General features: G+C 57.7%; 24 protein-coding genes and 2 pseudogenes. 13 read left to right on the forward strand and 13 right to left on the reverse strand.

Annotated elements, in window-relative coordinates:
• Positions 1-44: 44 nt before the first annotated feature.
• The 4 genes from E3W21_RS30540 to E3W21_RS30555 all read left to right on the forward strand — a co-directional run bounded on the left by E3W21_RS30540 (position 45) and on the right by E3W21_RS30555 (position 3,838).
• Positions 45-911: a pirin family protein gene (locus E3W21_RS30540; protein ID WP_134423451.1), complete on the forward strand. Its 867-nt coding sequence runs from the start codon at positions 45-47 to the stop codon at positions 909-911.
• Positions 912-1,039: 128 nt separating this feature from the next.
• Positions 1,040-1,666, forward strand: coding sequence for an isochorismate family cysteine hydrolase YcaC (gene ycaC / locus E3W21_RS30545; RefSeq protein ID WP_033061120.1), 627 nt, complete (start codon positions 1,040-1,042; stop codon positions 1,664-1,666).
• 141 nt (positions 1,667-1,807) lie between these two features.
• The gene (locus E3W21_RS30550) at positions 1,808-3,250 is read left to right on the forward strand and encodes a mechanosensitive ion channel domain-containing protein (protein ID WP_134423453.1); all 1,443 of its coding nucleotides are present in this window, start codon (positions 1,808-1,810) and stop codon (positions 3,248-3,250) included.
• A gap of 147 nt (positions 3,251-3,397) precedes the next feature.
• Positions 3,398-3,838: a carboxymuconolactone decarboxylase family protein gene (locus E3W21_RS30555; protein ID WP_134423455.1), complete on the forward strand. Its 441-nt coding sequence runs from the start codon at positions 3,398-3,400 to the stop codon at positions 3,836-3,838.
• Between the two features lie 9 nt (positions 3,839-3,847).
• On the opposite strand, the pseudogene E3W21_RS30560 reads toward E3W21_RS30555, so the two are convergent.
• Positions 3,848-4,213 (reverse strand): annotated as a pseudogene (locus E3W21_RS30560) (EmrB/QacA family drug resistance transporter); the annotation flags it as partial.
• Positions 4,213-4,896 (reverse strand): annotated as a pseudogene (locus tag E3W21_RS30565) (HlyD family secretion protein); the annotation flags it as partial. The pseudogenes E3W21_RS30565 and E3W21_RS30560, both read right to left, overlap by 1 nt.
• 303 nt (positions 4,897-5,199) lie before the next feature.
• On the opposite strand from E3W21_RS30565, the gene E3W21_RS30570 reads away from it, so the two are divergent.
• A complete protein-coding gene (locus tag E3W21_RS30570) occupies positions 5,200-5,913 on the forward strand; it encodes a hypothetical protein (RefSeq protein WP_134423457.1) in 714 nt (237 codons plus the stop codon).
• Between the two features lie 53 nt (positions 5,914-5,966).
• Positions 5,967-6,830 carry a hypothetical protein gene (locus E3W21_RS30575; protein ID WP_134423459.1) on the forward strand — a complete coding sequence of 288 codons (864 nt, stop codon included), beginning with the start codon at positions 5,967-5,969 and terminating at the stop codon, positions 6,828-6,830.
• A gap of 28 nt (positions 6,831-6,858) precedes the next feature.
• On the opposite strand, the gene E3W21_RS30580 is transcribed toward E3W21_RS30575, so the two are convergent.
• Positions 6,859-7,026, reverse strand: a complete 168-nt coding sequence (locus E3W21_RS30580) for a hypothetical protein (RefSeq protein WP_371927181.1) — start codon at positions 7,024-7,026, stop codon at positions 6,859-6,861.
• 282 nt (positions 7,027-7,308) lie between these two features.
• Here E3W21_RS30580 and queC point away from each other — a divergent pair, with 282 nt between their 5' ends.
• Positions 7,309-7,998, forward strand: coding sequence for a 7-cyano-7-deazaguanine synthase QueC (gene queC / locus E3W21_RS30585; RefSeq protein ID WP_134423461.1), 690 nt, complete (start codon positions 7,309-7,311; stop codon positions 7,996-7,998).
• A gap of 56 nt (positions 7,999-8,054) precedes the next feature.
• Here queC and E3W21_RS30590 read toward each other — a convergent pair whose 3' ends face one another.
• Together E3W21_RS30590 and E3W21_RS30595 are read right to left on the reverse strand one after the other, a co-directional pair.
• Positions 8,055-8,933 carry a queuosine precursor transporter gene (locus E3W21_RS30590; RefSeq protein ID WP_134423463.1) on the reverse strand — a complete coding sequence of 293 codons (879 nt, stop codon included), beginning with the start codon at positions 8,931-8,933 and terminating at the stop codon, positions 8,055-8,057.
• Positions 8,923-9,519 (reverse strand): helix-turn-helix transcriptional regulator, encoded by a 597-nt coding sequence (locus tag E3W21_RS30595; RefSeq protein ID WP_134423465.1) that lies wholly within the window; start codon positions 9,517-9,519, stop codon positions 8,923-8,925. Before E3W21_RS30595 ends, E3W21_RS30590 begins: the two co-directional genes overlap by 11 nt.
• Positions 9,520-9,915: 396 nt before the next feature.
• On the opposite strand from E3W21_RS30595, the gene E3W21_RS30600 reads away from it, so the two are divergent.
• The 5 genes from E3W21_RS30600 (at position 9,916) to E3W21_RS30620 (ending at position 15,028) form a co-directional block, all read left to right on the forward strand.
• Positions 9,916-10,302, forward strand: a complete 387-nt coding sequence (locus E3W21_RS30600; RefSeq protein ID WP_134423473.1) for a DUF6124 family protein — start codon at positions 9,916-9,918, stop codon at positions 10,300-10,302.
• Positions 10,303-10,335: 33 nt separating this feature from the next.
• Entirely contained in the window at positions 10,336-10,602 is a 267-nt protein-coding gene (locus E3W21_RS30605) for a hypothetical protein (RefSeq protein ID WP_134423480.1), read from the forward strand.
• 266 nt (positions 10,603-10,868) lie between these two features.
• Positions 10,869-11,369, forward strand: a complete 501-nt coding sequence (locus E3W21_RS30610) for a sigma-70 family RNA polymerase sigma factor (protein WP_129437094.1) — start codon at positions 10,869-10,871, stop codon at positions 11,367-11,369.
• A gap of 154 nt (positions 11,370-11,523) precedes the next feature.
• A complete protein-coding gene (locus tag E3W21_RS30615; protein WP_134423487.1) occupies positions 11,524-12,507 on the forward strand; it encodes a FecR family protein in 984 nt (327 codons plus the stop codon).
• A 97-nt stretch (positions 12,508-12,604) separates the two neighbouring features.
• Complete coding sequence (locus E3W21_RS30620; RefSeq protein WP_134423493.1) at positions 12,605-15,028, forward strand: TonB-dependent receptor; 2,424 nt, start codon at positions 12,605-12,607, stop codon at positions 15,026-15,028.
• Positions 15,029-15,125: 97 nt separating this feature from the next.
• On the opposite strand, the gene E3W21_RS30625 is transcribed toward E3W21_RS30620, so the two are convergent.
• Both E3W21_RS30625 and E3W21_RS30630 read right to left on the reverse strand, forming a co-directional pair.
• The gene (locus E3W21_RS30625; RefSeq protein WP_134423500.1) at positions 15,126-16,277 is read right to left on the reverse strand and encodes an MFS transporter; all 1,152 of its coding nucleotides are present in this window, start codon (positions 16,275-16,277) and stop codon (positions 15,126-15,128) included.
• A 221-nt stretch (positions 16,278-16,498) separates the two neighbouring features.
• On the reverse strand, positions 16,499-16,792 hold the full coding sequence (locus E3W21_RS30630; protein WP_129437090.1) for a hypothetical protein: 294 nt from the start codon (positions 16,790-16,792) through the stop codon (positions 16,499-16,501).
• 192 nt (positions 16,793-16,984) lie between these two features.
• Here E3W21_RS30630 and E3W21_RS30635 point away from each other — a divergent pair, with 192 nt between their 5' ends.
• Positions 16,985-17,977, forward strand: a complete 993-nt coding sequence (locus E3W21_RS30635) for a diaminopimelate epimerase (RefSeq protein ID WP_134423507.1) — start codon at positions 16,985-16,987, stop codon at positions 17,975-17,977.
• Positions 17,978-18,090: 113 nt separating this feature from the next.
• On the opposite strand, the gene codA is transcribed toward E3W21_RS30635, so the two are convergent.
• The 6 genes from codA to E3W21_RS30670 form a co-directional block, all read right to left on the reverse strand.
• Positions 18,091-19,335, reverse strand: a complete 1,245-nt coding sequence (gene codA / locus E3W21_RS30640) for a cytosine deaminase (protein WP_134423514.1) — start codon at positions 19,333-19,335, stop codon at positions 18,091-18,093.
• A 13-nt stretch (positions 19,336-19,348) separates the two neighbouring features.
• Entirely contained in the window at positions 19,349-20,620 is a 1,272-nt protein-coding gene (gene codB / locus E3W21_RS30645; protein ID WP_134423516.1) for a cytosine permease, read from the reverse strand.
• 281 nt (positions 20,621-20,901) lie between these two features.
• A complete protein-coding gene (locus E3W21_RS30655) occupies positions 20,902-21,732 on the reverse strand; it encodes an alpha/beta fold hydrolase (protein WP_134423520.1) in 831 nt (276 codons plus the stop codon).
• A 216-nt stretch (positions 21,733-21,948) separates the two neighbouring features.
• Positions 21,949-22,401: a GNAT family N-acetyltransferase gene (locus E3W21_RS30660; RefSeq protein WP_129437084.1), complete on the reverse strand. Its 453-nt coding sequence runs from the start codon at positions 22,399-22,401 to the stop codon at positions 21,949-21,951.
• A 111-nt stretch (positions 22,402-22,512) separates the two neighbouring features.
• Complete coding sequence (queD, locus tag E3W21_RS30665; protein WP_059405420.1) at positions 22,513-22,869, reverse strand: 6-carboxytetrahydropterin synthase QueD; 357 nt, start codon at positions 22,867-22,869, stop codon at positions 22,513-22,515.
• A 94-nt stretch (positions 22,870-22,963) separates the two neighbouring features.
• Positions 22,964-24,043, reverse strand: a complete 1,080-nt coding sequence (locus tag E3W21_RS30670) for a patatin-like phospholipase family protein (protein WP_134423522.1) — start codon at positions 24,041-24,043, stop codon at positions 22,964-22,966.
• Between the last annotated feature and the right edge of the window lie 123 nt (positions 24,044-24,166).

Consider the following 24,166-nt stretch of genomic DNA (forward strand, 5'->3'; position numbering starts at 1 on the left):
TTTAAGCTTTGTCCATCGCGTCACTCAACAGATTCGGAGGCGGAATGAAAAACATCATCGGTATCTACACCAGCCCACGGACCCATTGGGTCGGCGACGGTTTTCCGGTTCGCACGCTGTTTTCCTACGACAACCTGGGCAAGCACATCAGCCCGTTTTTGCTGCTCGATCACGCCGGTCCCGCTGAATTCACCCCGACCACCGAGCGTCGTGGCGTTGGTCAGCACCCGCACCGCGGTTTCGAGACGGTGACCATCGTCTACAAAGGCGAGCTGGAACACCGCGACTCCACCGGCAGCGGCGGCAAGATCGGGCCGGGCGACGTGCAATGGATGACGGCCGCCTCGGGGATCCTCCACGAAGAATTCCACTCCGAAGGTTTCGCCAAAACCGGCGGCACCCTGGAAATGGTCCAGCTGTGGGTCAACCTGCCGGCCAAGGACAAAATGGCCGACGCCGGTTACCAGACGATTCTCGATGGCGACATCCCGAGCATCCCGCTTAAGGACCAGGCCGGCAGCCTGCGCTTGATCGCCGGTGAGTTCGACGGCCACACCGGCCCGGCGCGCACGTTTACCCCGATTGACGTCTGGGACCTGCGCCTCAACGGCGGCAAGTTGCTGACCCTGGACCTGCACGAAGGTCGTAACACGGCACTTGTAGTGTTGCGTGGCACGGTTCAGGTCAACGGTGTGGAACTGGTGCGCGAAGGGCAGTTGGCGTTGTTCGAACGCAATGGCCAGCAGCTCAGCCTGGAAGCCAATAACGATGCCGTCGTGTTGCTGCTCAGTGGCGAACCGATCGACGAACCCATCGTCGGCCACGGCCCGTTCGTGATGAACAACGAGCAGGAAATCCATCAGGCCTTCGCTGACTTCCAGTCAGGCCGGTTCGGTCGGATAAGCGGTTGAACTCATTGTTGTAACGCTGTGGCGTGCCGGGCGTGGGCGACTACCCTTGCTTGGCCGCGTTTTAACGAACTTTCAGGTTTCTCTCACGCCGGCCCGTTCGGCATCGATAAAAAGCGAGGATTACTCCCATGACTACTTCTTACAAACGTCTCGACAAGGATAACGCCGCCGTTCTGTTGGTCGATCACCAGGCGGGTCTGCTTTCTCTGGTGCGCGACATCGAGCCGGACCGTTTCAAGAACAACGTGTTGGCCCTGGCTGACCTGGCCAAGTACTTCAAGTTGCCGACCATTCTTACCACCAGTTTCGAAACCGGCCCCAATGGCCCGCTGGTGCCCGAGCTCAAGGCGCTGTTCCCGGACGCGCCGTACATTGCCCGTCCTGGCCAGATCAATGCGTGGGACAACGAAGACTTCGTCAAGGCGATCAAGGCGACCGGCAAGAAACAACTGATCATCGCTGGCGTGGTAACCGAAGTGTGCGTGGCGTTCCCGGCGCTGTCGGCACTGGCTGAAGGCTTCGAGGTGTTCGTGGTGACTGACGCTTCAGGCACCTTCAACGAACTGACCCGTCAATCGGCCTGGGACCGCATGTCGGCCTCCGGCGCACAGTTGATGACCTGGTTCGGCCTGGCCTGTGAGCTGCATCGCGACTGGCGCAACGACGTGGAAGGCTTGGGCACATTGTTCTCTAACCACATCCCGGACTACCGCAACCTGTTTACCAGCTACAACGCCCTGACCAACAGCAAGTAACCCCGGCGCACATCGCCCCTTGTAGGAGCTGCCGAAGGCTGCGATCTTTTGATCTTCTTGGATCGCCAAAAGATCGCAGGCTTCGCCAGCTCCTACAATCCGTGCGATGTTTGCGTCATTGGTTCTTGCTGGAGTTGCTTGATGCTGTCACTGCTTACCGATCACCCGTTGCTCTGCGCGATGGCTTTGATCCTTATCGATCTTGGGCTGTGGCGCTTGCTCAGTGCCAATGGCAGCCAATGGAAACTGGTCGTGCGGCTGGTGATTTTTTCGTTGTTCAGTGTCCTGCTGTTCAACGAAGGCATGAACCCCATGGAAACGGCGCCCTGGGTCGACAACGTCCCGCTGCACCTGGCGGCCACCGGTTTGCAGATCGGCTGGTGGCTGTTCGGCGCACGCACCCTGACGGTGCTGATCGGCGCGGTGATGATGCAACGGGTCGGGCACACCGGGCGCTTGCTCCAGGATCTGCTCGGCGCTGTGATTTTCCTGATTGCGATCATCGCGGCACTGGCGTACGTACTCGATCTGCCGGTCAAGGGTGTGTTGGCGACGTCCGGTGCGTTGGCAATCATCGTCGGCCTGGCCTTGCAGAGTACCCTCAGCGACGTGTTCTCCGGGATCGTCCTCAACACCACCAAACCCTATCAACTGGATGACTGGATCTCCATCGACGGCACCGAAGGTAGGGTTATCGACATCGACTGGCGCGCCACGCGCCTGCAAACGGGCCAGGGCAGCATGGCGGTGATCCCCAACTCCCTGGCGGCCAAGGCCAAGATCATCAACTTCAGCCGGCCCAGTGACATTTTCGGCGTATCCATCAGCCTGCAACTCAGCCCGCACGCGCGTCCGCAAACGGTGATCGACGCGCTGGAACGGGCGATGCAAGGATGCCGCTATTTGTTGATCAAACCGGCGCCGTGTGTCGCGTTGAAAGGCTCCAGCGCCACCGGCGTGGAATACGAAATCAGTGGTTTCGTGGTCTCCATGGACCAGAAACGCATGGTCCGTAATCTGCTGTTCGACCTGGCATTCCGGCACTTGCAGGCCAGCGGTGTCAGCCTGTTGTCGAACGTCGAACCCAATGCACCTGCCAACCTGTCACGGCCACGGGCATTGCTGGACGCGTCGAACATTTTCTCGACCCTGCGTCAGGAAGAGAAAGAAACCTTCAGCCAGAACATGACCCTGCAAAACTTCCGCGCCGGTGAAATGATCCTGCCGGCGGGGGAGGTCAGCGATCATTTGTTCATCATCGAATCAGGTGTGGTGTCGGTGGAGCTGAGCCGTGGCGGGGTCAAGTTCGAATCCGGGCGCATGGGCCCGGGTGAGGTGATCGGCGAAGGCGGGATTTTGTCCGATACGGCGCTACCGGCGGACTTCAGCGCCAAGACAGCGTGCAGCTTGTACCGGATCGAAAAGGACTACCTCAAACCGTGTCTGGATGCGCGGCATGACATCAGCGAAGCGATGAAGGCGTTGCTGGATTTCCGCTTGAACAAGTCTCAGACGTTGACTCAGGAAGCGCCTAGGGTTGTGCAGAAGAAGGGATTTTTGCAGTGGCTGCGCAATCGAGCGTAGGGGCGCGAACGTCTTGGGTGCGGGTGCAATCGAGTGAGCCGTCGGCAGGCGTCCCATTGGCATCCTCAACTTCCCAATAATTGGCTATTTGCTGCAAGTCACTGCGCGATTAACGTAGCTCCACACCCCTTTAGACTGGAGCCCACCATGAAACCTCGCATCGATTTCTACACTGCTTCCTCTGATGCACTCAAAGCCATGATCGCGCTGGAAACCGCTGTGTCGAAGCTGCCTCTGGAAAAGACGCTGATCGAACTGGTCAAGCTGCGTACCTCGCAAATCAACGGCTGCGCGTTCTGCCTGGATATGCACAGCGCCGATGCCCGCAAGGGCGGTGAGGCCGAGCGTCGCCTATACACTCTGTCGGCCTGGCGTGAAACGCCGTTCTTCACACCCCGCGAGCGTGCGGCGCTGGCCTGGACCGAGTCCCTCACGCTGCTGAGCCAGACCCACGTTCCGGACGAAGATTACGAACTGGCTACTTCCGAGTTCAGCCCCAAGGAAATGGTCGACTTGACCGTGGCCATTACCACCATTAACGCCTGGAACCGCCTGGCGGTAGGCTTCCGAAAAATGCCTCAGGAGTGATACCTGGGCTCAATGAGCATCGGCACTCGGCGCGGCCGGTGGTTGCACCTTGCGCATCAAGGGCACCATCGCCGTGGCGATGATGAAGCAGACCATGATCATCAGGAATGCGTCGCCGTAGGTTTGCGTCTGCGCTTCGCGGTAGGTCAGCAGCCACAGCTGATGCAGGCTGGCGGTGACGCCCACGTCACCGCTTTGGCCGAGGGCGGCGAAGTTGTTGCCGACCTGGGACAGCCATTGGTTGAGTGCTTCATTGGTGCTGTTGAGGTTTTCCGCCAACCGGGTGAAGTGCAAGTTGGTGCGGTCATTCAGAATGGTCGCGCACGCGGCGATGCCGATGGCACCCCCAAGGTTTCGCATCAAGTTGAACAGTCCCCCACGTTCAATTGCGCCAGATCACGTTCGGCACGAGCCTGCATCAGCGCGGCGCGGGCTTGCTGTTTCTGGGTTGCGATCACGTTCAGCTGACGTTGCGCGGCGAGCAATTCAGCCTGGGCCCGGGCGCTGAGGGCTTGGGCGGTCTTGAAGGTGGCGTTGGCGCGTTGGGCGCTTTCCACCGAGACGGCATTGCTGCCGACCAGTTTTTTGTAGCGAGCATCGTCATCCCGTGAGCGGGCGGTTTCGGCACCGGCGGCATCGATCCCGGCGCGGGCCTGGCCGATCACCGCGTGTTGCAATTGTTCGGTGGCATCGAGGTTGGCGAGCAGTGCTTCTTCGGCGGCCACCGCACCTTCGGCCTTGGCCAGGTTGGCGCGGTAGTCGCGGGAGTCGAGACGAATCAGCACATCGCCGGCCTTGACCTTCTGGTTGTCGGTCACCAGCACTTCTTCGATGTAACCCGCCACCTTCGGCCCGATCACCGTTACATCGCCGCCGATGTAAGCGTCGTCGGTCTCTTCGGTGAAACGGCCGGCGGTCCACCAGTGACTCGCGTACAGCCCGGCGAACACCAGGGCAGCGATGACCGCAGCGAGCAAGATCAACCGTTTGAGCAGGGGAGGCTTGGGTGTGCTCACCGGGACAGCAAGGTCGGGTTCAAGGCTGGGCATGCTGGTCATGGAAATACCTGTGGGAAACGGGTCTTTATTACGCGTGTAATATTGCGTAGGTAATATTTTGTGGCAATTCATTTTTGTTGCCGGTCGTCAGGTGCACGGTCGCCAGCCAGGAAGGTGGGATAGCGGTTGAATCGTGCAGGGCGTAAGAAACATCCGGAAAAAAGCGTGTGGTCACGGACTTTTGCTGCTTGTGCTAGCGTCAATCGCAGATTTGGAAACGCGCGTAAAACTGGGATTTTGCCAATGGCGGCTCAAATCGATCCTCAAGGAATTCAAAAATAAAACTCGCAAGGAAGCTCGATTATGCCGCTACAACGGCCCATTTCCTCCTTACCGGCCTATGACACCTTTGGAAATCCCTTTCAGGTGAAAGTCTGCGTCGTACCGATGACTAAAGGGTTAGCGAAACAATGGCATGAAAAGGTTCAACCTCTCGTCAATAGCAATTATTCACATGAGGGCGCGACGGACCGCAGAGTTCGCGCTGACGTTGGATGGCGCTGGCCAACGTATCTAAAACTTGTGGGGATCCATAACTACCTCACCCAGATGCCTGGTAATTGCTCCGAAAAAGGAAAGGCAATGTGCGTTGTTGTTTCGAGAGGTGAGCAAACGTTTCCGATCGGGATGCTTTCCATCGTTCCGAAATTGCATAGCAACGTCGAGGGCGTGGAGCGGCAGCGCGCTTTTACTTGGTACCTTTCCGATGCACCGTCAGAAGCTTATGAGCAGTTTTTGGGGCAGCCAGCGGTTCGTGGTGTTGCCAAGACCCTGATTGATTGCACGATTCAAGCTGCTTTGGACGAAGGCAATGACGGAGAAATGCTGTTGCATGCCGATCCCAAAGGAGGCAGGAAGCTCATCGATTTTTACGAGGCTGGATGTAAAATGCGCCGGCTCTCACCCAACAACGGCTGCGTCACGGTGATTTGGCGCAGGAGTCGCCCAGATGAATATTTCCACTTCAACGGGGCAGATGCTCGGGCATTTTCTTCTCGCTATGACGCACGGCGATAGGCGGTCATGGTTCCACTTTGCGCTACGGACTATCGGGAGGTAGAGTAAATTTTATGAATGATGCCAGACCCCAACTTTCAAAGGCCGAGCTTGCCTACGCGCTTCGCGAGATGAAGGGGTTCAATGCCGATCTGGAAACGCAAAGTGGTTACGAAGCATCGGCGGCGTTGCTCTCTGAAATAATGGCTGACCCAGTTCAGCGCGATCAGCTCGTTGCATTGCTGGAGCAATTTGATGAGTGCGGGGCGGAGCGATCGGATGTTAACTGGGTAAATGATGGTTCACCTCTTGACCTGTCCTCAAGGTCATTGGTTCTGGATGATCTTTACTTTGATCTTCCAACAGGGGCTGAAGAGGCGAGTCTGATGTCGGGCTCTTCTGTTGCTACTGTCAAGAATTTCCTGAGTAAGTACAAAGAGGAAATGTCCGCTTCCAATGGTTTTAGGTATGAGTCTCCCCCGTTGACTTGTGGCACCTATATGGCGGTGGCCGAACCACGCTCGTATGATTGTCAGAGGTGTCCGGATCATATTTCTTACGATGCCGAGGCTTGGAGCCAAGTGCTGATTTTAGCGAAACAGAAGTTGCAGGACGAGGCGACTCGCCACACTTCATTTTTATCCCGGCTTGCCCAGGTTTTTAACAGGAATGAGCCGCCGGAATGGGAAGTCGAAAAGTGCCCGATCGCCCGGGACTCTATTTTAGTTATCTTGCATCATGGCAATGATCACGCCTCTATCGGTTTTGTAGGCTGCGGTCAGAGTGCTTATGTCATGGTGTCGATCAACGATACTGCGTTGACAATGAATGAGTCTTTCCTAAATACCCAAAAATTTGCGTCTCGTATCGCGGATTTTTTTACCGATGCTCCCAAGTCCGGCCACAAAGCCATCCACCATATGCTCAAAGCATTGTGACGTGGAGTTCTTCAATCCCCCCGCGCTTCTACGAGGGATTGGTGAGCTGTTTTTGAGCGGCCAACGTGTCACTGGCCACCGTTAACCCATCCTGGCCATCCCGACTGCCAACCCCGGCAAGCCACGCCTCCAGCATCGTCGGATGAGCCTTCAACCACGTCTTGGCCGCCGCTCGCGGTTTGTGATGCTGATTCAACACCGCATCCATCAACTGGTTCTGGTCAACGTGAACTACTAAGGGTCTGGCGGTCCTGTGAGGCGCGTCGTGCAACCTCTTTACCGAGCAACCGAGCAACCGAGCAACCGAGCAAGCGCACGCGTTCTCCTCAACTGTTGACGCTCGGGAATCCGCATAGAACTGACACAAACGGAAATCGGAGACGGTTATTTCGGAAACCTCCCACACCCAGAGTTTGAGCTTCCCGGTAGGGTCAACGGCCCCGGCACCCTGCCGAGACACCCCAAGGAAGAACGAACCATGACCAGAAAGGCCGTTATCGTTTTCAGCGGCGGACAAGACTCGACCACCTGCTTGATCCATGCATTGCCGATGTACGATGAAATTCATTGCATTACGTTTGATTATGGCCAGCGCCATCGTGCGGAAATCGCAGTGGCGCAACAGCTTTCAAAACAGCTTGGCGTGAAGGTGCATAAAGTATTGGACACTTCATTGTTGAGCGAACTGGCCATTAGCAGTTTGACGCGTGACCACATTCCAATTGCAAGGAGTACGGGGAACGGCGTGCCTGATACGTTCGTGCCTGGCAGGAACATTCTTTTTTTAACTTTGGCTTCTATTTATGCCTATCAAGTGGGTGCTGAAGCTGTCATCACGGGTGTGTGTGAAACAGAGAGCTCTGGCTACCCTGATTGTGGTGATGAGTTTGTCAAGGTGTTGAACAGCGCCATTCACTTGGGCATGGACTATAAGGTACGAATCGAGACGCCGCTTATGCGGCTTAATAAAGCTGAGACCTGGGCTTTGGCTGATTATCATGAGCAGCTGGATTTGGTTCGTTACCATACATTGACTTGCTACAACGGGATAATGGGGAGTGGATGTGGTAACTGTGATGCTTGTAGTCTTCGTTCAAAAGGATTGAGTGAGTTTTTGGAAGATAGAGCAGAGGTTATTCACAGTTTAAAAATTAAATTAGAACTATAGGAAGTAATGCACAACGGGGGAGGGCGATTAGCAGCTAATTCACACTCCCCTAGGTCTTATGCGGTTTTGGCTTCAGATATGTATCTTTTAAATAATGATCTTGCCCCGTAGGCAGGCAGAATGTTTAAAATAGCGAAGCACATTTTTATGGTTATTTGTACATAAACTATATTAAGGATATCGCTTTTCTGCATGGTTCCGTAAAACGCGATAAAGCAAAAAATGAAGCTATCTATTATTACGGCAAAAAAAGTGCTGAAAAACACTCGCAAGAATAAAAATCTTGAGTTTGTAAGTTTTTTTATTCTGCATAGAAGATAAGAGTTGACGTATTCAGAAAAAAGGAAAGAAATGCAGGATGCTACTAATGCAGATGACACATGTGTAATCACCTCGCTGTAGGGTTCGTCGAGTTTCCAACCAGTTAATCCTGGAAGATAGCTGGTGGTACTCAGTAAAATGATAATAAATGCATTACTTGCAAAAGCAAACAGTATGGCTCGCCTCGCGAGTCTGAGGCCGTAAGATTCATTTAGTATGTCAACTACTAAAAAGGTCAGTGGGTATAGAAAAACACCCGGGGTAACAACAATGTCAAATAGTTCTATGTATACCAGTTTCGTCGCGGCAACATTTGTGAATATGTACAGTGCGAAAAGAAGCAGATTGAGGGCAACGTAAGCCATCCACGACCTTTCATTGCGATCATTCATTTCATATGCGGTTAACGCAGTGCCGCCAGAATAATATTTTCGGTATATGTCCTTGATTTCCGGTTTGCTTAGGTCGTCTATTATTTCACTTTTTAATATCTCGCCTAGCTTCACTTTTATAATTTTGCCTGTGGAAATCACCATAATAACGACAAGATTTTTATTTTTCTCAAAACCCAACAATTTGTATTTTCTGTTTTCGGCTTCGTTGTTAATTGCCATTAAATCTTTCCTCGATCACTGCTCCAATAATACAGCTAGTGTCAGTGTCAAAGCCGTCAGTGGTAATGCTTAGTTTTTTTGTTGTTTTGTCGTACGCCAATTTTTCTCCATCGCCACTTGACGAGCCCTTCTTAACTATCAAAATATCTCCTGGTTCGTTCATCCCACTAATCTCATTCTCCAGAAGCACACCTATTAAGTTGCAGGCCGTGCCGAAGTAATATGTCAGCGGATGCGTGATGGCTAACTCACCAATTCTTTTGTCCAGACTTTCAATCAGCAAACACTCTTTGATAACCGGGACTGCCGCGGGATTCATATTCCCTTGTGGTGAGACACTACTCTCTATTATTTCTTTCTCTTCAAAATCTATTGTCTCTATCTCTTTATAAGACACACCAAAAAAATCCGATATTTTTCGAATGGTAGATTGTTGTACATGGACAACCCTTCCTTCCAAAATGTTATAGATGGTCGTTCTGGTCAGTCCGCTAGCATTGCACAAGGAAAGCCGAGTCTCTCCACGGCTCTTTATCAGGTACTTGATGTTGTTTTTTAACTTTTCCGTTCTGTCTTTCTTGTGCATTAAATATTTACCATTTGCTTGTCGTTGCAATAGATCGCACGTAGTGAGGTGATTCGCTTTGAGTGCAGCATCCTACACGCCTGCCCCCTAGACAAAAAAGATAATTTTTCACACGGGTTAAACAACTGTGGAATATTTTCTATTGCCGCGATTGAGTTCTGACATTGCATGTAAGACGCTGCCTACTCAGGTTGTAGAAGTTTCTTACAGTAACTAGGAAGAGCCAAAAAACATTAATCTGGCGAGAATCATTTAATTACACAGATGTTCATTTATTTGATTAATTAAATGGAATTTTCTGGTAATAAATCTACCGGCCCGCACTGTATCGCCGTCACCCAATCCTGGTTGAGGGCAAGAGACGGGCACTTTCTTACCCTTGCAAGGAGCTCCGGCATGAAAAAGATCACCTCAATCGCAATCGAACCGTCAGGCCTTCCGGCCGACGACACCGTCGATTCATCCAGTCCCGCCAAAGTCACCGAACAACTCGTCAGCGTGCCCCTGCGCACTCACACACGTCCCGCATCTGCCAACTATTTCTTCGCCGTCGTTCCGGATGTCGACACGGAATCCCTGCTCTGTCACGCCTCTGAAACCCTCGCCTCCCTCAGTGTCATGGCCACCGATCTCGCCCGTGAACTGGAAGGCCCTCGTCGCCATGTCATTGTGGGTATTCAGCAACTGTCCGCGCTGGGGGAATTGTTGGTCAATCGAGCACTGGACAACCTGGAACCGCCCCGGGGATTGTCTGAAGGTCGCCCAACTGCCAACGCTGAATAATCGTGTGCCTTTACCCAATGGAGGTTTTTCATCATGGATCGATACATGCCTATCACTGGCATCGACTGCAACATCCCATCATTGCTGATCGACACTGAAGCACCACTGGACGTGTTGCATAAAACCGCGGCTTACCGCATTCGTACCGCAACGCAGCTGCTGGAGAACATTGCGTTTGGGGAGGGTGTCCACAGTGAGCTGGCGCGGGTGTTGGTGACTTCACTGCGCGATGGCTGTGATTTGATGGATGTCGTCGGACGACGATTGCAGGGGCAGGTTTCAGCGCAGGAAAACAGGTAGTGCCCATCAGTTAAGCCGTAAAACGATCTGTAGCAGCTGGCGAAGCCTGCGTTCGGCTGCGCAGCAGTCGTAAAACCAGAGTTTGCGGTCTTCCTGAAACACCGCATCGTCTGATTTACGACTGCTGCGCAGCCGAACGCAGGCTTCGCCAGCTGCTACGGTCCGTGTTGTTCCTTAACGGGTCGGCTCCTACGGACTCTTAATCCCATTGCTTCCAGTTAATAGGAAGTATTACTATTCACGCCCCGTCTTCACAGCACACCGCAATGACCCCCAAGCTGCCCCGCAGACACGGCTTTTTCGAGCATTACGAAGAGTTGGTCGGGACCTGGACCCGTCGCCTGAGAAATCGTCAGCAGGCTGAGGACCTGGCCCACGACACCTTCGTGAGGGTGCTTGAGTCGGATTCGGCGACGGTTGCACAACCTCGGGCGTACTTGCACCAGACCGCGCGCAACATCGCGGTGGATGGTTATCGGCGGGAGGATCGGCGGGGCGCCATGGAGTCGGAGGCGGTTGATCACAGTGTGTCGTCGTCCGGCGACCCGGAGCATTTCATGCAGGCGATCCAGTTGGCTGACTCCATCGAACGGGCGCTCACCGAGTTGCCGGTCAACTGCCGCAAGGTGTTTGTCTGGCAGAAGATCGAAGGCCTGACCCAGGCCGAAATCGCCGAACGCCTGGGGCTGTCCAAGAACATGGTGGAAAAGTATATGATCCGCACGCTGCGGCATCTGCGCGACCGCCTTGACGGATTGCAATCATGATGTGCGGTGGCTTTTGTAGGAGCTGGCGAAGCCTGCGATCTTTTGGCGGCATTGAAATCGCTGGAGATCAAGATCAAAAGATCGCAGCCTGCGGCAGCTCCTACATAAGGCAAATCGGCGGTGCCTTCTCATCCCCAGCCAAACAGGAACTTCCATGATGGATACTCGTGATTGTGCGTGCGGGCAAACAACGGTTCGCGACGAGGCGGCGCGGTGGTTTGTGCGTTTGCAGGAACCTGCGATCAATGTCGAAGAGTACCGGCATTTCGAAGCCTGGCTGGACGAACACCCTCAGCATCGCGATGAATTCCAGTTGCTCCAGGGCTTGTGGTCGGCGGCTGATTTGCTGCCGGCGGCGCGACTGCAAGCCTTGTGTGAAACCGCGCCTGCGCGCAGCAAACGCCGCCCGCTGGTGCGTTATGCGGTGGCCGCCAGTGTGTTGGCCGTCGCGCTCGGGTTGGGGCTGTTCAGCGGTTTGAATCACCCGGCGATCTACACCGCCGAATTTTCCACGGCTCTGGGCGAGCGACGTCATGTGGCGTTGCCGGACGGTTCGGTGATCGACCTGAACAGCCGCAGCCGCGTTCAGGTGCACTATGAAAACGACCGCCGTAACATCGAGCTGACGCAGGGCGAAGCGATGTTCAGCGTCGAGCACGATACTCGCCGGCCCTTCGTGGTCGAGGCGGGCAGCGGCAAGGTCACGGTCACCGGCACCCGTTTTGATGTGCGCCGCGACACCGCCCAAACTCGGGTCGTGGTGGAGCAGGGCTCCGTCAAGGTTCAGGGGCACGCAGCGGCAGGCAGCGATTTCATCAGCCTCACGGCCGGCCTCGGCACGCACATCGATGCCCAGGGCAAAGTGGCCGCTGCCTACGCGGTCAACCCTGCCGAGCTGACCGCCTGGCGCAGCGACAAACTGGTGTTCAACAACGCCAGACTCAGCGATGTCGCCGAGGAAGTCTCGCGCTATCGGGCTAAACCGCTCACCGTCGGCAACGACAAAGTGGGCAATCTGCGCCTGACTAGCGTGTTCAAATCCGACAACACCGACGCACTGCTCAAGGCCTTGCCGAGCATTCTGCCGGTGGCCGTGCGCACCCTCGATGACGGCAGTCAGGAAATAATTTCCAAATAAATTCAGGTTTTTTTCGAGTTGATCGTCTTCCTGTCCAACTGCAACTGGTTTGCATTAACAAGCGCACACTCTTGCGATCCACAGGACTACGTTCGACGTGAAAAAATCCACCGCTAAAAACAACAAATCACCTTGGTTGCGCCTCGCTCTCGCCCTGGCTGTCAGCACGGCGCTGCCCCAGGTCTTTGCCGCCGACGCGATTCACATTCCGGCGCAACCCCTGGGGCAGGCCCTGAGTGAACTGGGCCAGCAAACCTCGCTGCAGGTGTTCTTCAGCCCTGAGCTGGTTGCCGGCAAACAGGCCCCGGCGGTGGACGGCAACCTTTCGCCAGAAGACGCGCTGCGCCAGCTGCTGCGAGGCAGCGGTCTGCAATACCAGATCGACGAAGGCTCGGTCACGTTGATGCCGGCTCCGACTTCGGCTGCCAACGGCCCTTTGGAACTGGGCGTGACCGACATCAAGGTGGTCGGCGACTGGCTCGGTGACGCCGATGCCGCCGTGGTGCAGAACCATCCCGGCGCCCGTACGGTGATTCGCCGCGAGGCGATGATCGAGCAGGGTGCAATGAACGTCGGCGACGTGTTGAAGCGCGTGCCCGGTGTGCAAGTGCAGGACGCCAACGGCACCGGCGGCAGCGACATTTCCCTGAACGTCGGCGTGCGAGGCCTGACTTCACGCCTGTCGCCACGCTCCACCGTGCTGATTGACGGCGTGCCGGCAGCGTTCGCCCCGTACGGCCAACCGCAGTTGTCCATGGCCCCGATTTCTTCCGGCAACCTAGACAGCATCGACGTGGTTCGCGGCGCCGGCTCCGTGCGTTACGGGCCACAGAACGTCGGTGGCGTGATCAACTTCGTCACTCGCGCGATTCCGGAGAAAGCCACCGGTGAAATCGGCTCGACCCTGGAAACCTCCCAGCACGGTGGCTGGAAGCACATCGACACGGCGTTTCTCGGTGGCACCGCGGACAACGGCATCGGCATGGCGCTGTTGTACTCGGGCGTGAACGGCAACGGTTACCGTGAACGCAACAACGGCAACGACATCGACGACGTGATCCTCAAGACCCACTGGGCACCCACCGATGTAGACGATTTCAGCCTCAACTTTCACTACTACGACGCCAGCGCCGACATGCCCGGCGGCCTGACCCAGGCGCAGTACGACGCCGATCCGTTCCAGTCCGACCGCAACAACGACAACTTCAGCGGACGCCGCAAGGACGTCTCGTTCAAGTGGGCACGGCAGATCGACGACCGCACCCAGGCCGAAGTGCTGACCTACTATTCCGACAGCTTCCGTGGCAGCAACATCGCCGCTCGCGATCAGAAGACCCTCGGCTCATTCCCGCGTACTTACTACACCTTCGGGATTGAACCGCGGGTGTCCCGTGTGTTCGACGTCGGCCCGACCACCCAGGAAGTCAGTGTCGGTTATCGCTACCTCAAGGAAGGCATGCACGAAGAGGCGAGCCGCCTGGCGCTGGTCAACAACGAGCCGGTCGTGACCAAAAACTCCGACGGCCATGTCTATCAGGACCGCACCGGTGGCACTGAAGCCAACTCGGTGTACGTCGATAACAAAATCGACGTCGGCAACTGGACCATCACCCCCGGCATCCGCTTTGAACACATCAGCACCGACTGGCACGACCGCCCGGTGCTCGACACCGCCGGCAAACCGGTGCTGGAAAAGAACCGCAGCATCGAAAGCAACGAGCCGCTGCCGGCCCTGAGCGTGATGTATCACGTGTCGGAAGAGTGGAAGCTGTTCGCCAACTACGAAACCTCGTTCGGCAGCCTGCAGTATTTCCAGCTCGGCCAGGGTGGCGCGGGTGACAACACCGCCAATGGCCTGGAACCGGAAAAGGCCAAGACCTACGAGGTCGGCACGCGCTACAACAATGATGTGTGGGGCGGGGAAGTGACGCTGTTCTACATCGACTTCGATAAAGAGCTGCAATACATCAGCAACGATGCGGGCTGGACCAACCTCGGCGCGACCACGCACCAGGGCCTCGAAGCCTCGGTGCACTACGACATGGCGGCACTGGACCCACGCCTCGACGGCCTGACCGCCAACGCCGGTTTCACCTACACGCGCGCCGTTTATGAAGGCGAGATCCCGGGCTTCAAGGGTCGTGACCTGCCGTTCTATTCGCGTCAGGTCGCGACTGCCGGCTTGCGTTACGACATCAACCGCTGGACCTACAACCTCGATGCGTTTGCCCAGTCCAAGCAGCGTTCGCCGGGCGTTGCCGTCAACGCTGACGGCAGCTTCACCAACAACTACATCACCGAAGGCACCGCGGACGGCCAGTACGGCGATATCCCGGGCTACGTCACCTGGAACGTGCGCGGCGGTTATGACTTCGGCGCGACGCTTTCGAACCTGAAAGTCGGCGCCGGGGTGAAGAACATTTTCGACAAGCAGTACTTCACCCGCTCCAGCGACAACAACTCGGGGATGTACGTTGGCGCACCGCGCACGTTCTTTGTGCAGGCTAGCGTCGGGTTTTAACGGCTGAAGATCAAAAGATCGCAGCCTCCGGCAGCTCCTACATTTGGATGGCGTACATCCTGTAGGAGCTGCTGTGTAGGCTGCGATCTTTTCGCTTTCAGACCTTCAACACCTTCCCGCCAATGGCCACCGCCACCAGCAACACCGCCATCAACCCGAAGGCAAAACTCAAACTGCTTCCATGGGCGATAAACCCGATCAACGCAGGCCCCGCAAGAATCCCGGCATAACCGAGTGTGGTAATGGCCGGCACGGCGACGCTTTCGGGCATCACCGTCTGTTTGCCCACGGCGGTGTACAGCACCGGCACAATGTTCGAACAACCCGCCCCCAACAATGCATAACCCACCAGCGCCGCTTCCCAACTCGGGGCGAAGGTCGCCACAAACAGGCCCGCTGCGGCCGTCAACCCACCGAACACAATCACCCGCGTAGCGCCGAGACGACGGACGATCGAATCACCGGTCAATCGTCCGACGGTCATGGTCAACGCAAACGCCGCGTAACCCAGTCCCGCATAAGCGGTGTCGATCCCGCGTTCCTGCGCCAGGAACACTGCGCTCCAGTCGAGCGCCGCGCCTTCGGCGAGGAACACGATGAAACACATCCCGCCGATGAACAGCACAATGCCATGGGGAACGGCAAACGCCGGCCCCGAACTTTCGCTGCCGTAGGGCAATAGGTGCGGCGCGGCCTTGGCCAGGGCGATCAGCAGCATCACGATCACCACCAGCGTTGCCCCCAGCGGTGAAACCCCAAAGCCGAGCAGCGCGCTGACGCCCGCCGCCCCGACAATCCCGCCGAGGCTGAACAGCCCATGGAAACCCGACATCATGGTCTTGCCGCTGGCCCGTTCAACGATCACCGCTTGCAGGTTCACCGTCGAATCCACCGTGCCAAGGCCCGCGCCGAACATGAACAACGCGGCAATCAACGCCGGAATCGACGACACCGTCGCCAGCAGCGGCAGGGCCGTACAGATCAGCAACACCCCGGCGCTCACCACCCGGCGACAGCCGAAACGCTTGGCCAGAAGCCCCGCCATCGGCATCGCCAGAATCGACCCCACCCCCAGGCACAACAGCAGCAAACCGAGCGTCCCTTCATCCAGCCCGGCCCGAGCCTTGGCGTAGGGCACCAGCGGCGCCCACGCGGCGATGCCGAAACCGGCAATGAAAAAGGCGATCCGCGTGGACATCTGTTCCAGGCGTCCGGGGATGACGGGCGCAGACGTGTTGAGGGCAGTCATGAAAAATCCTTGGCGTTGCGGGTTGCTGACAATAGACAGAGGAGCATCCTTGCATATCAGACAGCGTGTCGCGACCCTGAGGGTTTCTCCTAATCGTCAATCGCAACGTTAAAACGCCCCTCCCGTTGTGCTGCCCATCTCGCTGGTCAAGCTCACGTTGGGACCCGGCTGCCAGCGCATGCCGCTAGACGGATCATAGGATCCCACGCCCCCTGGGCGTCTTAATGGTCGCGCAGGTTGATGAATTCAGAGTTGAAGGTTTCGAACACGCGCGGATTGTCAGTGTTTAGATTGGCTTTGCCATCAAGGAAAACATCGCCTTTATCACAGGGTTCACAATCGTGACGCCATTCGTTTCGGCCTCTGAGGAACAGCGGTTCGGGGTTATTGTTGTCGGTCATGTGGTTGGGCATGACGTCGTCGATCACCTTTACGCCGGCGCCGTTTTGACCGGCGATGACCGCACCGCCCAACGTGAGGGCAATCAGCAGGTGTAATAGGAACGTCCTTTTCATGATCGTTACCACACGATAGAGGCGAGGTTCTACTTTGGGGCGAGTTGGATGGGCTGTCTGCTGTCACAACTGACAGGTTGCAGCGATTGTTTTGCGATAAGAGGCGGGGGTTAAATAACCGGATCGTTTGCGGTTTTCTTCCGGGAGCCCCTAAAGTACAGGTTCTTTTCTGGCTGATTTCAGGACCGATCCATGGCGTCGTTCTACGATGCTCGAGGCAATATCTATGCGGTTGCAGCGCCCGAGGCCGTGCGCTGCGCGGGTATCGATTTACCTGAGCTGGCCGGTCCGGCAGCGCAAACCCGCGAGGCATGGGCGCTGTCGGCCATCGAGGCGTTCTGTGGCTGGGCGCCTGGTACACAACCGTCCGGCAGCAAGGACCATCGTTGCGATGGCTTGCTGATCGGGCCGTTTCAAGACTCGCCACCGTTTGACCTGCTGATCGTTAACACTGACGGCACGCTCGCGTTGCGCAGTGGCAACGGGCTGACGATTTTCTCTCAGGCCCTGAGTGAGCAAGGGCTGCTGCCGAGGGACGAGGTTTGTTTGCTCAGGGTTCATCATGACAAGGCTGATGCGGTTTCACCGGTGGACACTTCGGTGAAACCGGCCGAGATCGAGGGTGTAAAAGGGTTCTGGCTGGATTTGGGCAAACCCTCGTTCGGGCCTGACGCGGTGGGGGCAAAAGGGGTTGAAAGCGTGCTGTTGAACGGTCGCGACGCCAGCCATGTGCAGCCGTTGTCGGCGCTCGATCCCGCCTGGTCTCGAAGCCAGTTCGTGCGCATCGGCAATCCACATTGTGTGACGCTTTTAGAGAAAGCCGATGCATTGCCGAGCAATGAGCAGATGCGCGAGCCGGGGTTGTCCGAAGGGCTGACGCGTATCGCCTACGCCATGCCGACCGGGGCAGGGGAGCCGTGTGCTGCTGGCGTGAATCTGCAATGGGCGATGCTTGAGTCAGAAGGGCGAGTCGTCGCGCGAGTATTTGAACGCGGAGAAGGGCCGACGGCGTCGTCGGGCACCAGCGCCAGTGCGGTGGCTTGCGCGGCGTGGCGGGTGGGTTGGGTCACGGCTGGCGAAGTGAAAGTCGTCATGCCCGGCGGTACGGCGCCGATTCTTCTGGAAGAAGAGCAGGGTGAGTTGAGTCGGGTCAGGTTGTTCGGCACGGCGCGGTTGATGGGGTGAATTCAACATCGCCTTCGCGAGCAAGCCCGCTCCCACAGGGGATTTGTGGACGACACAGATCCAATGTGTGGAGCGGGCTTGCTCGCGAAGAGGCCCGCATAATCAGCGAGAATTTAGGGCTGAACCGCCCATTCCACCACCGGCATCTGCCGCTTCATCAACACCTTGCCATCGCGCACCGAATACAGCGGCAGGCCCTGGCTGCGGATCACCTCGTAATCACTGTCCGCCGACAGAATCAGCAAATTCGCTGGCCGCCCGCGTTCCAGTCCATAACGATCACCCAGGTTCATGGCCTTGGCGCTGTTGTCGGTGACCAGGTCCAGCGCGCTTTGCAGGTTGCGGTACCCGAGCATGTGGCAGATGTGCAGGCCGGCTTCGAGCACCCTCAAGATGTTGCCGTTGCCCAGCGGATACCACGGGTCGACGATCGAATCCTGGCCGAAACACACGTTCATCCCGGCTTCGAGCAGCTCGTTGACACGGGTCACGCCACGGCGTTTCGGAAAGTTGTCGAAGCGCCCTTGCAGGTGAATGCTTTCGGTGGGGCAGGAGACAAAACTGATCCCTGAATGCCCGAGCAGGCGAAACAGTTTGGCGCAGTAAGCGTTGTCGTAAGAGCCCATGGCCGTGGTGTGGCTGGCGGTGACCCGTGAGCCCATGTCGCGGCTGCGGGCTTCTTCGGCCAGCACCTCTAGAAAGCGTGAGTGCGGGTCGTCGGTTTCATCGCAATGCACGTCCACCAGGCAACCGGTGCGCTCGGCGAGGTCCATCAGGAATTTCACTGAGCTCACGCCTTGATCGCGGGTGTACTCGAAATGCGGAATACCGCCGACCACATCGGCCCCCATGCGGATCGCTTCTTCCATCAGCTCGCGACCGTTGCGGTACGACTCGATGCCTTCCTGCGGGAACGCAACGATCTGCATGTCGATCAGGTGACGGCTTTCCTCGCGCACTTCGAGCATCGCCTTGAGCGCGGTGAGCTGCGGGTCGGTGACATCGACGTGGGTGCGCACGTGCTGGATGCCGTGGGCGGCGAGGGTCCGGATGGTTTTCTTGGCGCGGGTTTTGGTGTCCTCTTCGGTGATGGTCACCTTGCGCTCGCCCCAGCATTCGATGCCTTCGAACAGCGTGCCGCTCATGTTCCAGCGCGGCTCGCCGGCGGTGAGCGTGGCGTCGAGGTGAATGTGCGGCTCGACGAAGGGTGGCACTACCAGGTTGCCGCCGGCGTCCAGATCATCGGGGCCCAGGGTCGGCGCTTCGGTCTGTCGGGCGATGTTGCTGATCTGGCCGTTTTCCAGGTGCAACTCATGCAGGCCATCTTGGTTGCGCAGGCGGGCGTTGATGATGTGCATCAGGCGAATCCTTTTATAGATCTTGTAATGGTGCGTTGGCAGTACGGGCACCCAGCACGCCGGTCAGTAACACATACGTTAGCGCGGCAGCGGCAATCCCTACCAGCGGCGCGACCCACGGTGAGCTGAACGCGGCGACCGTGCCGACTGCGTAGGCGGCCAAACCGGACCAGTTGAACGCTGGCAATCGAGCATCGGCCAGACGTGGGTATTGACCACGATAGCGGTAGAAGAAGTCCGCCATGATCACGCCGCCAATCGGCGGAATCACGGTGCCCAGCAGAATCAGGTAGGGCACCAGCATGTCGTACATGCCCAGCAGTGCCAGCAACGTGCCGATCACCGCGCCCGCCAGGGTCACGGTTTTGCGACGGCCGGTGCGCAGCAGGTTGCAACCGGCGACGGCGAAGTTGTAGATGGTGTTGTCCTGGGTGCTCCAGATATTGAGCAGCAACATCGCCATCGCCGCCATGGCGAAGCCTTGTAACAGCAACACTTCGACCACATCCGGTTGCTGGTAGACGATGGCACCGTAAGCACCGATCAACACCATCAGGCCGTTGCCGATGAAAAAACCGATCAGGCTCGCCATCACCGCGACGCGCGCTGAACGGGAGAAACGCGTCCAGTTGGTCGCCTGGGTTGCGCCGCTGACAAAGGTGCCGAACACCAAAGTAATGGCGGTCGACCAGTCCAGTGTTCCCGTCGGGACTACAGCGAGTAAACCGTCGAGCCCGCCTACCTTCACCGTGGCCACCCACATCGACAGCGTCAGCAGCAACATCATCGCCGGTACGGCGATGTACGACAGAATCTCCAAGCCGCGATAACCGACATACGCGGTCGCGCAAAACACCAGGCCGAACAGCACCATCAGCCCGAGAACGGTGCCCTCGCTCAATTCGAAATACTTGCCCAGCACCACGGCGGCAGTGGCCGTGCCCCAGGCGTACCAGCCGATCTGGGTAAAACCGAGGATCAGGTCGCTGAGCTTGCTGCCCACTTCACCGAAGCAAAAGCGTCCCATCAGCACCGAATTCAGGCCGCTCTTGAAGGCGATGTAGCCAAGGCCTGCGGCGTAGATCCCCAGCAGCAGATTGCCGACGATAATCACCGCCATCATCTCGCCGAAACTGAACGCCACACCGAGCTTGCCGCCGGCAAACATGGTCGCGGTAAAAAAGGTGAAACCCAGCAGCACCATGGCCGTTGAGGCCAGGCCTTTGCGGGCATGCATCGGGACTTCGCTGAGGGGGTAATCGTTGCCGGGATCGTTCTGCGTCATGGGGCGTTCCTTGCTGAATGAGTGACGCGGGGCGTGTTGCAGTGGTCGTGCCAAGCGTGGGGTGGTGTAGTTATTTATAGCCGAGCGGGGAGACTTGGCGCGGAAAGGGGCACGAAAGCGGTGCACCTGAAGGAACACAGAACCCATGTGGGAGCGGCGGTGCGGCGATCCGACTTGCTCGCGAAAGCGGTTGAGCATTCAACACTGAGGTCGACTGCCCCAGCGCCTTCGCGAGCAAGTCGGATCGCCGCACCGCCGCTCCCACATTTGATTCGGTTTTTTCAGGGGGATTTGTGTTGCGGCAGAAACCGCAGCAACGCCGCGACGATCGCTTCCGGCGCATCTTCCTGAACCAGATGCCCGGCATTCGGAATCGCCTGAAACCGCGACCCCGGAATCATCTGATGCAACGCCTGCCCACGTTCAATGGGAATCCACTGATCATCTTCCCCCCACAGAATCTGCACCGGACAACGAATCGTCGGGTACAGCCCTTCGGCCTCACGGGTGTAACGCTCATCCATCTGAGCAATCTGCCGATAGAACGCCGCTTGCCCCGGATCGCCGAGCCACGGCTGCACATACGGCGCCAGTTCAGCATCGGGGATTTCGCGCTTGATCGCCCCGCGAATATAGGTCGGCACAATCGCCCGCTGAATGTAATCGGGCAGGCCACTGAATGCCGCCTCATGCTGACGCACATGCTGCACAAACGGCGAACCCCAGGGTGTCAGCGCCACGGGATCGATCAGCGTCAGGCTGCGGTAGTCCTTGCCGTTCAGCAGGTGAGCACGCAGAGCAGTGGCGCCGCCGAAGTCGTGAGCGACGAGGTCTGGTCGCTCCAGGCCCCAGTGATCCAGCAAGTGAGCCAACAGGTCGTTCTGCACACCCAACGACACATCGCCGTCGATTTTCTCCGATAGCCCATAACCCAGCAGGTCAAAGTAATGCACCCGATGCGTGGTGATGAAGTGCGGCGCAATCCGGTGCCACACATAAGAAGAGAAGGGCGTGCCATGCACGAACACCAACGGCGGACCGTCGCCCCGTACGGCGTAGCGAACGGAGTGCCCGTTGAAGCGATAGGTCTGAGGCAGAGGCCAGTCAGTCATTGCGGGTGTCCTCTTGGCGTGGGGGAGCCAAAAAAGCATAGGCATAAAAAAACAGCCATTGAAGGCTGTTTTTATATTCACTGACGAAACGCCTGTCCCTGTGGGGGCGAGCCTGCTCGTGATGGCGTCTGCACATTCAACATCAATGTGACTGCCAGGCCGCCATCGTCGGAGCGCCGCCCGGAGCAAGCTCGCTCCCACAGGTTTTTAGTGCGCTCAACCCAGCGATTTGCTCATGTGCACACGGCGCAGGCCGTTCTCTTCGACCCGGTGGGTTTCGACATACCCTCGGCGGGTGTACAGCGCAATGTTTTCGCTCATGGCTTCGTTGGTGTACAGCCGGATCGATGGGTAACCCGCGTCGAGTGCGTGGCGTTCGGCGAAGTCCAGCAACTGACGGCCATAACCTTGCCCCTTGACCGCCGGGCTGACCGCGATGTTGTCCAGCAGCAAGTACTCTTCCGTGTCGATCAACACCACAAAGCCGCTGAGTGTCTGCTCGTGGGCGAGCACATGGACGCGCCTGGCCAGCACTTGACTGGCGTAGTCATCCAGCATCGGTGCGGGTTTGCGGCCAATACGCTCGATGTAGGGCGAGTAAGCCGCCTCGACGATGGCCTCGATCTGCGCGATATCCTCAAGGGTAGCGGGACGAATAAGCAGCGACATCGGACGGGTTCCTTTGGGCCAAGGATGAGGCCCGACTGTACCGGGGAGGACGGCGAAACGACAGGCATAAAAAAACCACCGTCGCCGGTGGTTCTTTTCAATCGGGTGTTTTTATTCACCGTGATAGATGCAGCCGCTGGTGCACGTCTCGTGGATGCGAATCGCGCTGAGTTCCGGCAGCAGAGGCTTCAATTCCTTCCAGATGAATTTGGCCAGCACTTCACTGGTCGGATTTTCCAGGCCAGGAATGTCGTTCAGGTAGTTATGGTCCAGGCGTTCATAGAGCGGCTTGAAGATCGCCTTGATTTCCGAGAAATCGCGGATCCAGCCCGTGTGCGGATCGAGGTCGCCGCTCAGGTGGATCGCCACTTTGAACGAGTGACCGTGCAGGCGGCCGCACTTGTGGCCGTCCGGTACGTGGGGCAGGCGGTGGGCGGATTCGAAGGTGAACTCTTTGAAAATTTCCACAGTGGTTTCAGCTCTGTCAGGTGGCGATCGCCGCGGCGATGTGGGCAGGCGGCGAGTTTAACAGTTTGCGTTTGGCGTTGCGGGAAAACACTGACTAAAGGGTCAGCAAGCGCTCCCCGAGGCGACCGCTGGCAGCCAGTTCGAGGAACTCATCGCCCATGCGACGGCTTTCATCCATCGTCGTGCGCCAGTATTTCTGCCGGCTCGGGGCATCGCCCATGAAGCGTTTGAAGTCGTTGCGGTCCGGGAGTTTGCCGTAGGGCAGGCGCGCCAGGTAATCCTTCGACGGCGCCAGCAACAGGACATCCTGCAAACGCGCGGGACATGCGCGGCGCCACGGCAGGGCCTTGTCGAACCAGCCGGGAATGACCCGGTCGGTGAAATGCGGATAGAGCACGATGTCGTTGCCGCTGTAGGGCAGGTCGAGGTGATAGTCCAGCAGACCGCCATCGCGAAACGTCCCGGCACCGGCACCCGGCAGATCACGCACGCCTTCCATCACCATCGGGATCGAGCCTGACGCGAGCAAGGCCTGGCGCAGGTTGTCGGCATTCAGCGCAACGAAGCGCGAGGGGAAATCGTTCAATGCATTGACCGGCGGTGCCAGACGCGGATCGTGAATGATCAGCCGCTCGAAATGCCGCGACAGGCGCGCCCGGCCACGCAGGTTGTCGGCGATCACCGATGACAGGCCCAGCCCCAGTCGGCCGCGATGATCGTCCGCCAGCAGGCCGTGGCTTTTGACCACCATGATGTTCAGTCGGTAATGGGCGTTGTCCAGAATCGAAGCATCGCGGCCGTCAAGCAGCTCATCGAGCATGCGCCGGGAGCTCTGGCTGATCTGCGCCATGGTCACGCCCTTGGCGAAGTTTTGCTTGGTGTAGAGGTGACCGAGGCGGCGGATACCTTCGGCGGCATTCGGCAGACAAGCGCTGGCGAAGCGCCAGGAACCCACCGACGCACCGATCAGCGAACGTTCCCGCGGCGCCGCCGGCAGCCATTCACCGAACAACGCCAGGTCCAGACCTTGAATCCCCAACGCCTTGGGGCCACCGGCGGCACCCGGCAGCGTGCCCACATCGGCGGCGCTCAAACCGTTTTCACGGATGCGCGCCAAGGCGCGAGGGCCGGCCTTGAGGGTCAGCGAGGGGAACTTGATGTGGATAGCGGTCATACCGGTCTCGATGTCTGGCAAGCGGGGGATTATAAGTGCATGAATCCCCTGTGGGAGCGAGCTTGCTCGCGATAGCTGTGTGACAGTCGACATATTTGTTGAAAGTTAAGCCGCCATCGCGAG

This window comes from Pseudomonas sp. F01002, from assembly GCF_004402115.1.
GTDB classification, from domain to species: Bacteria; Pseudomonadota; Gammaproteobacteria; order Pseudomonadales; family Pseudomonadaceae; genus Aquipseudomonas; species Aquipseudomonas frigoris.

What these genes read in the sequence shown, in the direction of transcription:
- E3W21_RS30540 (WP_134423451.1), top strand. Translation starts at nt 45, where the DNA reads ATGAAAAACATCATCGGTATCTACACCAGCCCACGGACCCATTGGGTC.
- ycaC (WP_033061120.1), top strand. Translation starts at nt 1,040, where the DNA reads ATGACTACTTCTTACAAACGTCTCGACAAGGATAACGCCGCCGTTCTG.
- E3W21_RS30550 (WP_134423453.1), top strand. Translation starts at nt 1,808, where the DNA reads ATGCTGTCACTGCTTACCGATCACCCGTTGCTCTGCGCGATGGCTTTG.
- E3W21_RS30555 (WP_134423455.1), top strand. Translation starts at nt 3,398, where the DNA reads ATGAAACCTCGCATCGATTTCTACACTGCTTCCTCTGATGCACTCAAA.
- E3W21_RS30570 (WP_134423457.1), top strand. Translation starts at nt 5,200, where the DNA reads ATGCCGCTACAACGGCCCATTTCCTCCTTACCGGCCTATGACACCTTT.
- E3W21_RS30575 (WP_134423459.1), top strand. Translation starts at nt 5,967, where the DNA reads ATGAATGATGCCAGACCCCAACTTTCAAAGGCCGAGCTTGCCTACGCG.
- queC (WP_134423461.1), top strand. Translation starts at nt 7,309, where the DNA reads ATGACCAGAAAGGCCGTTATCGTTTTCAGCGGCGGACAAGACTCGACC.
- E3W21_RS30590 (WP_134423463.1), bottom strand. Translation starts at nt 8,933, where the DNA reads ATGGCAATTAACAACGAAGCCGAAAACAGAAAATACAAATTGTTGGGT.
- E3W21_RS30595 (WP_134423465.1), bottom strand. Translation starts at nt 9,519, where the DNA reads ATGCACAAGAAAGACAGAACGGAAAAGTTAAAAAACAACATCAAGTAC.
- E3W21_RS30600 (WP_134423473.1), top strand. Translation starts at nt 9,916, where the DNA reads ATGAAAAAGATCACCTCAATCGCAATCGAACCGTCAGGCCTTCCGGCC.
- E3W21_RS30605 (WP_134423480.1), top strand. Translation starts at nt 10,336, where the DNA reads ATGGATCGATACATGCCTATCACTGGCATCGACTGCAACATCCCATCA.
- E3W21_RS30610 (WP_129437094.1), top strand. Translation starts at nt 10,869, where the DNA reads ATGACCCCCAAGCTGCCCCGCAGACACGGCTTTTTCGAGCATTACGAA.
- E3W21_RS30615 (WP_134423487.1), top strand. Translation starts at nt 11,524, where the DNA reads ATGATGGATACTCGTGATTGTGCGTGCGGGCAAACAACGGTTCGCGAC.
- E3W21_RS30625 (WP_134423500.1), bottom strand. Translation starts at nt 16,277, where the DNA reads ATGACTGCCCTCAACACGTCTGCGCCCGTCATCCCCGGACGCCTGGAA.
- E3W21_RS30630 (WP_129437090.1), bottom strand. Translation starts at nt 16,792, where the DNA reads ATGAAAAGGACGTTCCTATTACACCTGCTGATTGCCCTCACGTTGGGC.
- E3W21_RS30635 (WP_134423507.1), top strand. Translation starts at nt 16,985, where the DNA reads ATGGCGTCGTTCTACGATGCTCGAGGCAATATCTATGCGGTTGCAGCG.
- codA (WP_134423514.1), bottom strand. Translation starts at nt 19,335, where the DNA reads ATGCACATCATCAACGCCCGCCTGCGCAACCAAGATGGCCTGCATGAG.
- codB (WP_134423516.1), bottom strand. Translation starts at nt 20,620, where the DNA reads ATGACGCAGAACGATCCCGGCAACGATTACCCCCTCAGCGAAGTCCCG.
- E3W21_RS30655 (WP_134423520.1), bottom strand. Translation starts at nt 21,732, where the DNA reads ATGACTGACTGGCCTCTGCCTCAGACCTATCGCTTCAACGGGCACTCC.
- E3W21_RS30660 (WP_129437084.1), bottom strand. Translation starts at nt 22,401, where the DNA reads ATGTCGCTGCTTATTCGTCCCGCTACCCTTGAGGATATCGCGCAGATC.
- E3W21_RS30670 (WP_134423522.1), bottom strand. Translation starts at nt 24,043, where the DNA reads ATGACCGCTATCCACATCAAGTTCCCCTCGCTGACCCTCAAGGCCGGC.